Source organism: Pectobacterium sp. CFBP8739, from assembly GCF_013449375.1.
GTDB lineage: Bacteria > Pseudomonadota > Gammaproteobacteria > Enterobacterales > Enterobacteriaceae > Pectobacterium.
In genome coordinates, this window is the sequence record NZ_JACDRR010000007.1 from 273,660 (window position 1) to 287,747 (window position 14,088).

Consider the following 14,088-nt stretch of genomic DNA (forward strand, 5'->3'; position numbering starts at 1 on the left):
TAACCGCTATTTCAACGGATATCATTGATGCTCTATGGCTATTCCCAGCTAATTCTGGACGGTGCCATCATGACGCTGGAGTTGGCAGCCAGTTCGCTACTGTTGGCGCTGGTTATCGGCCTGATTGGCGCATCGGCGAAGTTGTCTTCCAACCGTCTGCTGGCAGGTTGTTTTTCCTGCTATACCACGCTGATTCGCGGCATTCCCGATCTGGTGCTGATGCTGCTGATTTTCTATGGCCTGCAAATCGTCTTAAACGGCGTGACGGAATCGATGGGAATGGCGCAGATTGACATCGATCCTTTGACCGCTGGGATTATTACGTTGGGCTTTATTTACGGTGCGTATTTCACGGAAACCTTTCGCGGTGCCTATCTTGCCGTGCCGCGTGGACAAATCGAAGCGGCTGTGGCGTTCGGTTTTTCTCCCATAAAGGTGTTTCGTCGCATTCTGTTTCCTTCCATGATGCGCTTTGCGCTACCGGGTATTGGCAATAACTGGCAGGTGATCCTGAAAGCCACGGCGCTGGTGTCACTGCTTGGCCTGAATGATGTGATTAAGGCGACGCAGTTGGCTGGCAAGGGTGCACATGAACCGTTTTATTTTGCGCTGGTTGCCGGGGCGATGTACCTGATCTTTACCACCGTTTCTAACGGCGTGTTGTGGTGGCTGGAAAGGCACTATTCGCAGGGAGTCAAGAAAGTAAACTATGAGTGAGATCCTGCAACAATATTGGCAGCCGCTACTGTGGAGCGATGGTTACCGTCTGACCGGCCTGGCGATGACGCTCTGGCTGCTTATTTCTTCGGTGATCATCGGTGGGCTGATGGCGTTGCCACTGGCGATTGCCCGCGTGTCGCCGCGACGCCGGTTCAGTTTTCCGGTATGGCTATTTACTTATATATTCCGTGGTACGCCACTCTATGTGCAGCTTCTGGTGTTCTATTCCGGCGTGTATAGCCTGGAGATTGTGCGCGGTACCGACCTGCTGAATGCCTTTTTTCGCAGCGGGCTAAACTGTGCCATTTTGGCGCTGGCGCTCAATACCTGTGCCTATACGACAGAGATCTTTGCGGGAGCAATCCGTGCGGTGCCGCATGGGGAAATTGAAGCGGCCAGAGCATACGGTTTCTCCCGCTTTAAGCAATATCGCTGCATTATTTTGCCGGGGGCGCTACGTATCGCGCTGCCTGCCTACAGCAACGAAGTGATTCTGATGCTGCATTCGACGGCGCTGGCCTTTACCGTGACCGTACCGGATATTCTGAAGATTGCCCGCGATATCAACGCCGCAACCTACCAGCCGTTTTATGCATTTGGTATCGCTGCGGTTATCTATCTGGCGATCTCATTTGTGTTAATCGGACTGTTCAGAAGAGCGGAACGGCGCTGGTTACGTCATCTTTATACCCGTTCATCCCATTAAACGCAGGAAAAAGAGCATGTCGAATAACAAACTGATGGTGACGGAACTGCGTAAACGCTATGGCCAACATGAGGTGCTTAAAGGGATCTCATTACAGGCGAAAGCGGGTGACGTTATTTCAATTATTGGCTCATCCGGTTCAGGAAAAAGTACCTTACTGCGCTGCATTAATTTTCTGGAAAAACCCTGCGAAGGGGCGATTTACGTCAGCGATCAGGAAATTCGCATGGTGCGAGATACGGACGGACAGCTGAAAGTGTTTGATAAAAAACAGCTTCAGCTGCTGCGGACGCGTCTGACGATGGTGTTTCAGCACTTCAACCTGTGGAGCTTCATGACGGCGTTAGAAAACGTGATGGAAGCGCCGGTTCAGGTATTAGGACTTAGCAAAGCGGAAGCACGCGAGCGGGCGATCTTCTATTTGAACAAAGTCGGGATTACCGATTCTGCCCAACAGAAATACCCGTCGGATCTTTCTGGTGGTCAGCAGCAGCGCGTATCGATTGCGCGCGCGCTGGCGATGGAACCGGAGGTGTTATTATTTGATGAGCCGACATCGGCACTCGATCCCGAACTGGTCGGTGAGGTGTTGCGCATCATGCAGCAGCTTGCGGAGGAAGGGAAAACGATGGTCGTGGTGACGCATGAAATGGAGTTTGCCCGCCATGTTTCCAGCCACGTTATCTTCCTACATCAGGGCGTGATCGAAGAAGAAGGGCCACCGGATCAACTGTTCGGCAGCCCGAAAAGCGCGCGTTTGCAGCAGTTTTTATCTGGTGCGTTGAAGTAGGTTTTGGGGCTGATGGTTATCAGCCTCTAGCCTTTTCACCATTCTATGTCGGATAGTGTAAAAGTTTCGTGCGTGTTAACCACCGAGTATTTTTATACTTTATCTACACGCCGACAAGGAGCGCTCAGTTGCCGCTGCTCCTTGACCACTGGCTTTTGGGCGAGAATTGTGCCGCTGCGCGATGCCTTCGGCGTTCCTGACCGCTATTCGGACCGCCAGTGACGCGTTTACTCGCCCCATTAACGGGGCTCGCCCTTCGGGCCAGCACAAGTGCTGTTCAAAAACGTCTCTGACGTTTTTGTCCGACGCGGCACTGCCCTTCGCCGCATCCATGCGGCTCCCCCGGCGGTCATGCCCACCTCTGCACAATTTTACGCCAGAAGTGCAGACTATTTGGGCATTTTATCAAACTTCAGCTCGGTTTCTTGATGACGTCCTGTAAGGCTTCTTCCAGCTCAAAGAAGCGGAAACCAAAGCCAGCGGCTTCTAGCCGCTGTGGAAGGGCTCGTTGTCCGCCCAGCACCAGCGTTGAGGCTTCTCCCATCAGTAATTTGATCGCAAAAGCGGGCGCTCGTAGAAAACCGGGGCGATCCAAGACGTGTGCCAGCGTGGCGGAAAATTGTTCATTATGAACCGGATAGGGCGCAACCATGTTGAAGGGGCCGCTCAATATCGGCTGGTCCAGCAGATAAATAATACCGTTAACCATGTCATCAATATGAATCCACGGCATATATTGCTTGCCAGAACCCATTGGCCCGCCAAGCCCGAGCCGGAAAATTGGCAGCATTTTTGCCAGCGCGCCCCCTTGTGCTGAAAGTACAATGCCAGTGCGCAGCAGGCAGACGCGGGTTTTATCGCTTTCGGCGGATTGCGCCAGCGCTTCCCAGCGGGCGCACAGATGATGCGTGAATTCATCGACCGGAGATTCATCTTCCGTAACCAGCGCTTCCCCCTGATCGCCATAATACCCGACAGCAGAACCTGAGATAAAAACGGCTGGTGGTTCACTGCTGGTTTTTATTAACGCAGCAAGCTGCTCGGTGATGTTCCAGCGGCTTTTTGCCAGACGCTGTTTTTGCTGTGGCGTCCACCGTTTTTCAGCGATAGGTTCGCCTGCCAGATTGATAACACCATCAAAGTCGTTCAGTGAAGTGATATTACTCAGCGTTGACCAATATTCCACCTGATTGCCGAGAACACCTCGCGCGCGCTCAGGATCGCGTGTCAGTACCGTAATGTGATGGGAAAGCAGCTGTAATCGTTGGATAAGATGGCGACCAATAAGGCCGGTTCCGCCTGTTATGAGTAGTTGCATCGCACCCCTCTCCCTATTTTTATGCCCTGTGATAACGCAGGGTCATGGAAACCGAATCGGCGTATCGCAGGGCAAACGGTTTATCGACTTCTACTTCAGCATAGGTGATCCATTCGTGATCGCTGGCGATGTTGAGCACATCTTGCGTTAATTTTTCCAGCAACGCGAAACGGTTATCTTCCACGTGCCGAATAATGCTTTTGGTGATGGTGCGGTAGTTCAGCGCATCAGCGATATTCTCGCTGTTGCGGGCTTGTTCTGCTGGGTAGTGAATCACAACGTTGATGATCACATCCTGCTTATTCGTAATTTCCTCTTCTTTGATACCGATGAAGGTGCGCAAACGCAGATTTTTTATACGAATAACGGCGTCAGAATAGTGATGTGGCATTGCTCGGCCCTCGGTTGCTTCTGTGACTGCGATAACGCCGCAGCGTCAGGGGTATCGTTAACGACAATATGTTGATTACCATAGCAGAAGATACCCAAAGGCCGAATGAGATGATGCCAGAATTTTATTGCCCAGCGAGTTGATAGGCTCGTTGCGTTGCTGGGCGCTCACTGATACGCGTATACCACGCTTTTACCGCCGGATAATCATCAAGGTCGACACGCTGGCGGGCATAAGAAACCACCCACGGGTAGGTTGCGATATCGGCGATGCTGTAATGCTCCCCAGCGAGCCACGGACCGTCTTGCAGATGTTTATCCAGCACGCGGTACAGGCGTTGTGTCTCCTGCTGATAGCGTTCAATGGCGTAAGGCACTGGCTGAGGCGCATAGTGGTTAAAATGATGGTTCTGTCCCAGCATTGGTCCGAAACCAGCAACCTGCCAGAACAACCATTGCAGCGTGGCTGTACGCTCACGCAGTGACGAACTTAACAGCACGCCGTGCTTTTCCGCCAGATAAAGCAGGATCGCGCCAGATTCAAACAGGCTGATAGGCGTGTCACCTTCCGCGGGCTGTGTATCGACAATCGCGGGAATTTTATTATTAGGCGAGATTGCCAGAAACTCCGGTCTGAACTGTTCGCCTTTGCTGATATTCACGCGGTGGAGCTGGTAGGGGATATTCGCTTCTTCCAGAAACAGGGTGATCTTGTGTCCATTAGGGGTTGGTGCGTAATACAGGTCAATCATGAATCACATCTCCGTTTTAATTCAGAAAAACATCATGGACTGTATGGCAGGTGATCGCTTCACAGTGCGATGCGCTGTCAGAATAGCGTATTGGGGAACGGGCTCTTACCCTACCACTTCTACGATGGAAAAATAAGCGATGACGCACGTCGTTGAGCGATCTTTACCGGAAGCTCCTAGTCAACTTTGGTAGACTATTTTCGATAAAAGATGGGGAGGTTGTGAATATAAACACAGCTGAGATAAACATTGTGGAGATAACGATGAAGTTGATGTTTGCGTCCGATATACACGGTTCTCTCAGCGCGACAGAACGTGTGCTGGAGATCTTTGAGCAGAGTCATGCCGATTGGCTTATCCTGCTGGGCGATTTTCTCAATCATGGCCCGCGTAATCCGCTGCCGGAGACGTATCAACCCGCAGAGGTGGCAACGCGACTTAACGCCTTTGCGTCACATATTATCGCCGTGCGCGGGAATTGCGACAGCGAGGTGGATCAGATGTTATTGACCTTCCCGATCACGGCACCGTGGCAACATGTACTCTTACCGCAGAATCGTCTTTTCCTGACGCACGGTCATCTTTATCATCCAGATAATCTGCCGCCGTTACGCGTGGGGGATGTGCTGGTATATGGTCATACTCATATCCCAGTTGCCGAGCGACGCGGAGAATATTATTTATTCAATCCCGGCTCAGTAAGCTTGCCGAAAGGGGGATTTCCTGCGAGCTATGGCTTGCTTGAACAAGACACGCTTCGGGTTCTGCCGTTACACGGCCGCGAGCCTATTGCACAGGTCTCAATTAGACACTAATTTAGCATATACCCTGTTTTTGACCTTGAATAACGGCAAGGTAGCAGGGAATATTTACAGCAAAATCGATCATTTAAAACAGACGCGCGTAGCAACGTGCCAATACTAAAGGGTTTCAGAGGATGGCGGAACAAAGTCAGGCAGCAGGCACAGAGTGGGTTGATATCGTCAATGAAAACAACGAGGTAATTGCTCAGTCAAGTCGTCAGCAGATGCGTGTGCAGAGTCTTCGTCATCGTGCTACTTACATTGTTGTGCATGATGGAATGGGTAAAATTTTGGTGCAACGCCGGACCAAAATCAAAGATTTCTATCCAGGTTGGCTGGACGCGACCGCAGGTGGTGTGGTGCAAAGTGGTGAGCAAATGCTGGAATCCGCACGTCGTGAAGCGGAAGAAGAACTCGGTATTGCTGGCGTGCCATTCGCAGAGCACGGCTTGTTTTATTACGAAGGCGAGAATTGCCGAGTGTGGGGCGCGTTGTTTAGCTGCGTCACTCACGGACCATTTGCGTTACAGGAAGAAGAAGTGGACGAAGTAAGCTGGCTGACGCCACAGGAGATTACTGCACGCTGCGATGAATTTACGCCAGACTCGCTGAAAGCCCTGTCGTTGTGGCTGACGCGCTATAGCGATCGGGAATACGGTAAGCCAATTTCACGCAAGTTGAATGAGGCGGTTGAGGCTACAGAGGCATCTGTTGTGAATCATGGCAATGTTGATGATGAGAATGACAGCAACGTTGCTCCATCAGAGACGGATTCACAGAAATAATCAGGACCCGTTTCGCTGGGGCTTTTTTTCCGCTGCGGCATCTCTCCTTGCTCTTCTTCCAAATAAAAATGCCAGCCCGAAGGCTGGCATCAATTATCCACGCTCTCAAACAGATTAGATCTGTGTAGCCTGAATGGCAGTCAGGGCGACGGTGTAAACAATGTCGTCTACCAGTGCGCCACGAGACAGGTCGTTAACTGGTTTACGCATGCCTTGCAGCATTGGCCCGATAGAGATCAGGTCGGCTGAACGCTGTACCGCTTTGTAGGTGGTGTTACCGGTGTTCAGGTCAGGGAAGATGAACACGGTAGCTTTACCCGCAACAGGTGAGTTCGGTGCTTTAGACTGTGCAACGTCTGCCATGATAGCGGCGTCGTACTGCAACGGACCATCGATGACCAGATCAGGACGTTTTTCCTGCGCCAGACGGGTTGCTTCACGCACTTTCTCAACATCGCTACCTGCGCCGGAGTTACCGGTGGAGTAAGAGATCATGGCAACGCGTGGGTCGATGCCGAATGCCGTAGCGGAGTCCGCAGACTGGATAGCGATTTCAGCCAACTGCTCTGCGGTTGGATCTGGGTTGATGGCGCAGTCGCCGTAAACCAGAACCTGCTCAGGCAGCAGCATGAAGAAGACAGAAGATACCAGTGAGCTGCCCGGTGCTGTTTTGATCAGCTGCAACGGCGGACGGATGGTGTTAGCGGTGGTGTGAACGGCACCAGAAACCAGACCGTCAACTTCACCCTGTTCCAGCATCAGCGTACCCAGAACCACGTTGTCTTCGAGCTGTTCGCGCGCAACCACTTCGGTCATGCCCTTGCTTTTACGCAGTTCAACCAGACGCGCCACATAGCGCTCACGGACAACAATCGGATCGACGATTTCAATGCCTTTGCCCAGTTCTACGCCCTGAGCAGCTGCAACACGTTGAATTTCTTCTGGGTTACCGATCAGCACACAGTGAGCAATACCGCGTTCAGCACAGATAGCAGCGGCTTTAACCGTACGCGGCTCATCACCCTCTGGCAGCACGATGCGCTTACCAGCTTTACGCGCCAGCTCAGTCAACTGATAGCGGAACGCTGGTGGAGACAGGCGACGTGAACGCTCAGATTCTGCACTCAGGGAATCGATCCACTGGGTGTCGATATGGCGTGCAACGTATTCCTGTACTTTCTCTACGCGTTGACGGTCATCAGCCGGAACTTCAAGGTTGAAGCTTTGCAGGCTGAGTGAGGTCTGCCAGGTGTTGGTGTTGACCATAAATACAGGTAGGCCCGTCTGGAAGGCGCGTTCGCACAGCTTGGCAATGCTCGGATCCATTTCGTAGCCGCCGGTCAGCAGCAGGGCACCGATTTCCACGCCATTCATGGCAGCCAGACAAGCGGCAACCAGAACATCAGGGCGATCGGCGGAAGTCACCAGCAGTGAACCTGGACGGAAGTGCTCCAGCATATGAGGAATGCTGCGTGCACAGAAGGTAACGGATTTAACGCGACGCGTCTGAATATCACCTTCATTGATGATACGCGCATTCAGGTGCTTCGCCATATCAATGGCACGCGTAGCGATCAGGTCAAAGCTCCATGGAATGCAACCCAGCACCGGCAGCGGGCTGTTAGCGAACAGTTGCTTCGGATCGACGTTAGCAACGCTGGCTTTCGTGGAGTCATCAAAGATTTCAGACAGGTCAGGGCGAGTGCGTCCCTGTTCGTCTACCGGCGCATTCAGCTTGTTGATGATCACGCCAGTGATGTTTTTGTTTTTGCTGCCGCCGAAGCTGGAACGCGCCAGTTCGATGCGGTCTTTCAACTGGGCCGGGGAGTCGTTACCCAGTGCCAGTACGAAGACGATTTCTGCGTTCAGCGTTTTGGCGATTTCATAGTTCAATGCGTTAGCAAACTGGTGCTTACGAGTAGGAACCAGACCTTCAACCAGAACGACTTCGGCGTCTTTGGTATTTTCGTGATAGCGCGCGATGATTTCTTCCATCAGCACGTCTTGCTGGTTGGAGCTCAGCAGGGCTTCAACGCGGCTCATCGCCAGCGGCTCGGCGGCGTTGATGGCGGAATTTGCACGAATAATGGTGGTCGTTTGATCGGGCGTATTGTCGCCACTGCGCGGCTGGGCGATAGGTTTGAACACGCTCAGGCGAACGCCTTTCTGTTCCATGGAACGGATGACACCCAGGCTGACGCTTGTCAGACCGACGCTGGTGCCAGTTGGGATCAACATGATTATACGGGACACGGCCGAACCTCTTTACGGTTGCTCGTTAGTCAAAAACAACACCGTCAGCCTTGGCTGACGGTGTTGGAGGGGCTTGTTTTACGCGGTCAGACGGTAAGCGTCTTCAGCGATGACCAATTCTTCATTGGTCGGGATAACCAGCGCCGGACGGGTACCATCTTTAGCGATGTTGCCACCTTTACCGAAGCGTGCAGCCAGGTTGCGTTCGTGATCGACGTCGAAGCCCAGCAGACCCAGTTTTTTCAGTGACAGTTCACGCACCATTGCGGCGTTTTCACCGATACCACCAGTGAAAATGACGGCATCCAGACGACCTTCCATCAGCGCGGCATAGGAACCGATGTACTTAGCCAGACGATGGCAGTAAACGTCCATCGCACGTTTCGCGTCTGCTTTCGTCTCGTAGTTATCTTCAACGTAACGGCAGTCGCTGGTCACTTCAGTCAGACCCAACAGGCCAGATTCTTTGGTCAGCAATTTGTTGATTGCATCAACACTCATACCCAGTGCGTCGTGCAGGTGGAAAATGATCGCAGGATCGATATCACCACTACGTGTACCCATCACCAGACCTTCCAGCGGCGTCAGACCCATAGAAGTATCAACACATTCGCCGTTGCGGATTGCCGTAACGGAACCACCGTTGCCTAGGTGGCAAGTGATCACGTTCAGTTCTTCTACTGGCTTGTTCAGCACTTTTGCAGCTTCGCGGGAAACAAAGTAGTGACTGGTGCCGTGCGCGCCATAGCGACGGATATGGTTTTCTTTATACAGTTTGTACGGCAGTGCATAAAGGTAAGACTCTTCCGGCATGGTCTGGTGGAACGCGGTGTCGAAGACAGCAACGTTTTTATCAGCCAGGTGAGGGAAGGATTTCAGTGCTTCAGCGATGCCGATCAAGTGCGCCGGGTTGTGCAGAGGTGCAAAAGGTACGGAATCTTTGATACCCTGAAGAACATCATCAGTGATGATCGCGGATTGGGTGAACTTCTCACCGCCGTGAACGATACGGTGGCCGATAGCAACCAGTTGAGCTGACAGCTCTGGTTTCTGAGACAGAATGGTGTTGACGATGAAGTTCAGCGCTTCGCTGTGAGCGGCACCAGCACCCAGTTCGGCATCCTGTTTACCGCCGTCCATTTTCCATTTGATGCGGGCTTCTGGCAGGTGGAAACACTCGGCTAAACCAGACAGGTACTCTTCTCCGTTAATCGCATCGATGATGGCGAATTTCAGGGACGAACTACCGCAGTTAAGAACCAGTACTAACTTACTCGACATGGAAGTACCTACTTGTTATACATGGTTAAAAAATGTCATACAGGGCATAGCGTATCGCATGCCGCCGCTGGCATTTATGATTAACATCATGCCTTGGTGCGATACACCAGACACGATGATGAAATAGGGTCGATACGATGACGTATGTTATATCGGATAATCGTTACAACAGTTAATCGCTATAACTAATCTCTACAACTACTATCTACAACAACGTGACGTCGACCTGATGTAAACCGCAGCTTTAAAGCGATGGATAACCGCGTTATGGCCGTTGGCTGCGCTTATGTCGCGAAGGGAATTATACTCCTTGCGTGTAGTCATACTACTTTAGGTATACAGCGGCCAAAAGGCCGATCTAGGATACCGATAGCGTAAGGCAAACACAAAATATATTTTAACCTTATCAACTTGAGTTGTTGATTTGTGCAAAAGTTTTATTTTTTATCTGTAAAGTTGAGGTGTGGCTATGGCGACGAAACCAGACAGTAGAATCAGTTGGCTACAGCTACTCCAACGTGGGCAGCATTACATGAAAACGTGGCCGGCAGAAAAGCAACTGGCACCCGTCTTTCCTGAAAACCGCGTGGCGCGAGCGACGCAGTTCGGCATCCGCATTATGCCGCCGCTGGCGGTGTTTACCTTAACGTGGCAGATCGCGCTCGGCGGCCAGCTCGGCCCAGCCATCGCCACCGCACTCTTTGCCTGTAGTTTGCCATTGCAGGGGCTTTGGTGGCTTGGCCGCCGTTCCGTTACGCCCTTACCGCCGACGCTGGCACAGTGGTTCCATGACATTCGTCATAAGCTGCTGGAGTCAGGTCAGGCGTTAGCCCCATTGGAAGAAGCGCCGACGTACCAAGCGTTAGCGGATGTGCTGAAGCGGGCATTCAACCAGCTTGATAAAACCTTCCTTGATGATTTGTGATCGGCGTCAGGCTGTGTGCGGGTTGATGGCTATTTTTTTCTTTCCCCTGTTTCAAATCAAAGAAGCGGTGGCTACCGCTATCGTGACACGATTCAGTATGCGATTCTGCGGTTAATACCTATTTAGCGACATTGGCTTACACCAAAGAGGGTTCAGGAGAGCAACATGGAAATGACGAATGCCCAGAGATTAATCCTTTCAAACCAATACAAAATGATGACGATGCTCGATCCTGACAACGCCGAGCGCTATCGTCGGCTACAAACGATCATTGAGCGTGGTTACGGTTTGCAGATGCGCGAACTGGATCGTGAGTTTGGTGAGCTAACTGAAGACGTCTGCCGCACCATTATTAACATCATGGAAATGCACCATGCGCTGCAGGTGTCGTGGACCAATCTGAAAGATAAGCAGGATGTGGACGAACGGCGTCTGACCTTCCTGGGCTTTGATGCCGCAACGGAAGCGCGCTACCTCGGCTTTGTACGCTTTATGGTACATGTTGAAGGGCGCTACCCCCACTTTGATTCAGGCACGCATGGGTTTAACGCGCAGACAAAGATGTGGGAAAAATACAACAGAATGCTGGCGGTCTGGCAATCCTGCCCGCGCCAGTATCACTTGAGTGCGGTGGAGATCGCACAGGTCATCAACGCCTGATTAATGAATAAGGGGCTTTCTGTGGAGTGTAAAGGTTTTCTGTTCGACCTCGATGGTACGCTGGTCGATTCACTGCCGGCTGTAGAACGTGCGTGGATTAACTGGGCAAAAGATCACGGTATTGAACCACAGGAAGTGCTGGATTTTATTCATGGCAAGCAGGCCATCACATCCCTGCGTCACTTTCTTCAAGGGCAAAGCGAAGAAACGATTCAACAAGAATTTGATGCGCTGGAGAAAACGGAAGCGTCTGATACGCAGGGCATTGTTGCCATGCCAGGGGCTAAGGCGCTGTTGGAGCGTTTGGATGCGCTGGATATTCCCTGGGCGATTGTGACGTCTGGCACGGTGCCGATTGCCAGCGCGCGCCATCATCGTGGAGAACTGCCTGCTCCTCGTGCCTTTATTACGGCGGAGCAGGTTGCCAAAGGTAAGCCTCATCCTGATGCCTATTTACTTGGTGCGCAGCAGTTAGGGTTGAAACCGGAAGAGTGTGTCGTCGTTGAGGATGCGCCCGCGGGTGTGTTGTCTGGTCTGGCCGCGGGTTGCAAGGTCATTGCGGTAAAAGCCCCCGCAGATACGCCAAAACTGGATCAGGTCGATCTGGTACTGGATTCGCTGGAGCAGATAGAAATAGAGACATTACCGAACGGTGCTAAGGTACTTCTGCGCCAGTAGGTCGTCTGTAACCTCATGACAAAACGGTAAGTAAATATGATCAGACCTTGCACCCGCGAGGTTTTTTTATGGCAGACTATACCTGCCATACTTCAAGCTGCCTGTGTGTTGGCTCCCTTTTTCAGGGTATGCGAATCCACACCTCTCAATATGCATTTTTCCGTCAGGGGAACCGTTTTGAATAGCGAACTTCTCTGGGTTTTATCCCTGTTGCTGATCGCCATTGTGTTGTTTACCACCAATAAATTACGCATGGACGTCGTAGCATTGTTGGTCATTATCGTGTTTGTACTGAGCGGCACGCTGACGCTATCTGAAGCGTTGGTCGGGTTCAGTGATCCTAATGTGATATTGATTGCGGCCCTGTTTGTGATTGGTGAGGGGTTGGTTCGTACCGGTGTTGCTTATCAGGTTGGTGATTGGCTGGTTCGCGTGGCGGGCAGCGCTGAGATGAAGATGCTGATCTTACTGATGGTCACTGTTGCGTTGCTGGGGGCCTTCATGAGTTCCACCGGGGTTGTCGCGATTTTTATTCCCGTGGTGTTGAGTGTTTCCGCACGGATGAAGATTTCCCCCGGAAGGCTGATGATGCCGCTGAGTTTCGCCGGGTTGATTAGCGGCATGATGACGCTGGTAGCGACGCCGCCGAATATGGTGGTGAGCAGCGAGTTGATACGTGAAGAGGTGGCAGGTTTCGGGTTCTTTAGCGTGACGCCGATAGGGATAGTGGTATTGCTGTTGGGTGTGGCGTATATGATGGTGGCGCGTTACTGGCTTGGCGGCGCGGAGACAGCCACAGCAAAAGAAGTGTGGAAGAGAAGAACGTTCCGCGATCTGATTCGTGATTATCGGCTGACGGGCAGGGCGCGTCGGCTGGCGATTCGTCCGGGGTCGCCTTTTATCGGTCATCGGCTGGATGATTTACGCCTGCGTCAGCGCTTTGGGGCGAACGTGGTGGGGATTGAACGCTGGCGTAAGTTTCGCCGCGTGATGATCAGCGTAGTGGGCAATACCGAACTTCGCCTGAACGATGTTCTACTGATCGACATGTCAGCATCGGAAGTGGATTTACGTGAATTTTGTACCGCGCAGCGGCTGGAACCTATGGTGCTGCGCGGTGAGTATTTTTCTGAGCAGGCTCGTGATGTGGGGATGGCGGAAGTCTCGTTGATTCCTGATTCCGAGCTGTTGGGAAAAACGCTGTACGACGTTGGCTTCCGCAGCCGCTATGGACTGAGCGTCGTGGGGATCCGCCGGTCAGGTGAAGCGATGGAAGGTATCCTTGCCGATGAACCGCTCCAGCTCGGTGATATTCTGCTGGTGATGGGCGACTGGCGCATGATCCGGCAGTTACATACACAGAAAAACGACTTCCTTTTGCTTAATCTTCCTGCCGAAGTGGATGACGTTGCGCCCGCGGTGAGTCAGGCTCCACATGCGCTATTTTGTCTTGCACTGATGGTGGCGATGATGCTGACGGATGAAATACCCAATGCGGTCGCTGCGCTGATCGCCTGTTTGCTGATGGGTAAATTCCGCTGTATCGACATGGAGAGTGCTTATCGAGCTATTCACTGGCCGAGCATTATTCTTATCGTCGGAATGATGCCGTTTGCGCTAGCGTTGCAGCAAACTGGCGGTGTCGCGCTGATCGTTAAAGGGCTGATGGATGTTGCCGGGAACGCTGGGCCGCATGTGATGCTGGTTTGCTTATTCGTACTGTGTGCGGTGATCGGTCTGTTTATTTCCAACACGGCGACGGCGGTGCTGATGGCACCCATTGCGATTGCCGCGGCGAAGCAGATGGGCGTGTCACCGTATCCCTTTGCGATGATCATTGCGATTGCGGCATCCGCCGCATTTATGACGCCAGTCTCGTCACCGGTGAATACGCTGGTATTGGGGCCGGGCGGTTATAAATTCGGGGACTTTGTGCGCGTTGGCGTCCCCTTTACCGTTCTGGTGATGCTGGTCAGCGTGGTAATGGTGCCGTGGTTGTATCCGTTCTGACGGTGTTTTTCCGTTAT

General features: G+C 52.3%; 14 protein-coding genes. 9 read left to right on the forward strand and 5 right to left on the reverse strand.

Annotated elements, in window-relative coordinates:
- Positions 1–27: 27 nt before the first annotated feature.
- The 3 genes from H0247_RS07230 to hisP are packed head-to-tail and all read left to right on the forward strand — an operon-like array spanning position 28 to position 2,216.
- Positions 28–717, forward strand: a complete 690-nt coding sequence (locus H0247_RS07230) for a histidine ABC transporter permease HisQ (RefSeq protein ID WP_180741935.1) — start codon at positions 28–30, stop codon at positions 715–717.
- Positions 710–1,426: an ABC transporter permease gene (locus H0247_RS07235; protein ID WP_180741936.1), complete on the forward strand. Its 717-nt coding sequence runs from the start codon at positions 710–712 to the stop codon at positions 1,424–1,426. The genes H0247_RS07230 and H0247_RS07235 overlap by 8 nt, the downstream gene beginning before the upstream one ends.
- A gap of 16 nt (positions 1,427–1,442) precedes the next feature.
- Positions 1,443–2,216 carry a histidine ABC transporter ATP-binding protein HisP gene (hisP, locus tag H0247_RS07240; RefSeq protein ID WP_180741937.1) on the forward strand — a complete coding sequence of 258 codons (774 nt, stop codon included), beginning with the start codon at positions 1,443–1,445 and terminating at the stop codon, positions 2,214–2,216.
- Positions 2,217–2,628: 412 nt separating this feature from the next.
- On the opposite strand, the gene H0247_RS07245 is transcribed toward hisP, so the two are convergent.
- From H0247_RS07245 to yfcG, 3 genes are all read right to left on the reverse strand, one after another.
- A complete protein-coding gene (locus H0247_RS07245; protein WP_180741938.1) occupies positions 2,629–3,534 on the reverse strand; it encodes a TIGR01777 family oxidoreductase in 906 nt (301 codons plus the stop codon).
- Positions 3,535–3,553: 19 nt separating this feature from the next.
- Positions 3,554–3,925 carry a dihydroneopterin triphosphate 2'-epimerase gene (folX, locus tag H0247_RS07250; protein WP_180741939.1) on the reverse strand — a complete coding sequence of 124 codons (372 nt, stop codon included), beginning with the start codon at positions 3,923–3,925 and terminating at the stop codon, positions 3,554–3,556.
- 124 nt (positions 3,926–4,049) lie between these two features.
- Positions 4,050–4,676, reverse strand: a complete 627-nt coding sequence (gene yfcG / locus H0247_RS07255; RefSeq protein ID WP_180741940.1) for a GSH-dependent disulfide bond oxidoreductase — start codon at positions 4,674–4,676, stop codon at positions 4,050–4,052.
- A 263-nt stretch (positions 4,677–4,939) separates the two neighbouring features.
- Here yfcG and yfcE point away from each other — a divergent pair, with 263 nt between their 5' ends.
- Both yfcE and yfcD read left to right on the forward strand, forming a co-directional pair.
- Positions 4,940–5,491 (forward strand): phosphodiesterase, encoded by a 552-nt coding sequence (yfcE, locus tag H0247_RS07260; RefSeq protein WP_180741941.1) that lies wholly within the window; start codon positions 4,940–4,942, stop codon positions 5,489–5,491.
- Positions 5,492–5,613: 122 nt separating this feature from the next.
- Entirely contained in the window at positions 5,614–6,264 is a 651-nt protein-coding gene (gene yfcD / locus H0247_RS07265) for an NUDIX hydrolase YfcD (protein WP_180741942.1), read from the forward strand.
- A gap of 114 nt (positions 6,265–6,378) precedes the next feature.
- Here the strand turns inward: yfcD and pta are convergent, their stop codons facing one another.
- Positions 6,379–8,517, reverse strand: coding sequence for a phosphate acetyltransferase (pta, locus tag H0247_RS07270; RefSeq protein ID WP_180741943.1), 2,139 nt, complete (start codon positions 8,515–8,517; stop codon positions 6,379–6,381).
- Positions 8,518–8,595: 78 nt separating this feature from the next.
- Positions 8,596–9,798 (reverse strand): acetate kinase, encoded by a 1,203-nt coding sequence (gene ackA / locus H0247_RS07275; protein WP_180741944.1) that lies wholly within the window; start codon positions 9,796–9,798, stop codon positions 8,596–8,598.
- A gap of 469 nt (positions 9,799–10,267) precedes the next feature.
- On the opposite strand from ackA, the gene yfbV reads away from it, so the two are divergent.
- The 4 genes from yfbV (at position 10,268) to H0247_RS07295 (ending at position 14,071) form a co-directional block, all read left to right on the forward strand.
- Entirely contained in the window at positions 10,268–10,723 is a 456-nt protein-coding gene (gene yfbV / locus H0247_RS07280; RefSeq protein ID WP_180741945.1) for a terminus macrodomain insulation protein YfbV, read from the forward strand.
- Positions 10,724–10,888: 165 nt separating this feature from the next.
- Positions 10,889–11,383: a YfbU family protein gene (locus tag H0247_RS07285; protein ID WP_180741946.1), complete on the forward strand. Its 495-nt coding sequence runs from the start codon at positions 10,889–10,891 to the stop codon at positions 11,381–11,383.
- A gap of 21 nt (positions 11,384–11,404) precedes the next feature.
- Positions 11,405–12,061 carry a sugar phosphatase gene (locus H0247_RS07290; RefSeq protein ID WP_180741947.1) on the forward strand — a complete coding sequence of 219 codons (657 nt, stop codon included), beginning with the start codon at positions 11,405–11,407 and terminating at the stop codon, positions 12,059–12,061.
- Between the two features lie 177 nt (positions 12,062–12,238).
- The gene (locus H0247_RS07295) at positions 12,239–14,071 is read left to right on the forward strand and encodes an SLC13 family permease (RefSeq protein ID WP_180741948.1); all 1,833 of its coding nucleotides are present in this window, start codon (positions 12,239–12,241) and stop codon (positions 14,069–14,071) included.
- Positions 14,072–14,088: the final 17 nt, after the last annotated feature.

Bases quoted from the DNA above. Each gene is read 5' to 3' on its own strand.
- H0247_RS07230 (WP_180741935.1), top strand. From the start codon at position 28: ATGCTCTATGGCTATTCCCAGCTAATTCTGGACGGTGCCATCATGACG.
- H0247_RS07235 (WP_180741936.1), top strand. From the start codon at position 710: ATGAGTGAGATCCTGCAACAATATTGGCAGCCGCTACTGTGGAGCGAT.
- H0247_RS07245 (WP_180741938.1), bottom strand. From the start codon at position 3,534: ATGCAACTACTCATAACAGGCGGAACCGGCCTTATTGGTCGCCATCTT.
- H0247_RS07285 (WP_180741946.1), top strand. From the start codon at position 10,889: ATGGAAATGACGAATGCCCAGAGATTAATCCTTTCAAACCAATACAAA.
- yfcE (WP_180741941.1), top strand. From the start codon at position 4,940: ATGAAGTTGATGTTTGCGTCCGATATACACGGTTCTCTCAGCGCGACA.
- ackA (WP_180741944.1), bottom strand. From the start codon at position 9,798: ATGTCGAGTAAGTTAGTACTGGTTCTTAACTGCGGTAGTTCGTCCCTG.
- folX (WP_180741939.1), bottom strand. From the start codon at position 3,925: ATGCCACATCACTATTCTGACGCCGTTATTCGTATAAAAAATCTGCGT.
- hisP (WP_180741937.1), top strand. From the start codon at position 1,443: ATGTCGAATAACAAACTGATGGTGACGGAACTGCGTAAACGCTATGGC.
- yfcG (WP_180741940.1), bottom strand. From the start codon at position 4,676: ATGATTGACCTGTATTACGCACCAACCCCTAATGGACACAAGATCACC.
- yfbV (WP_180741945.1), top strand. From the start codon at position 10,268: ATGGCGACGAAACCAGACAGTAGAATCAGTTGGCTACAGCTACTCCAA.
- yfcD (WP_180741942.1), top strand. From the start codon at position 5,614: ATGGCGGAACAAAGTCAGGCAGCAGGCACAGAGTGGGTTGATATCGTC.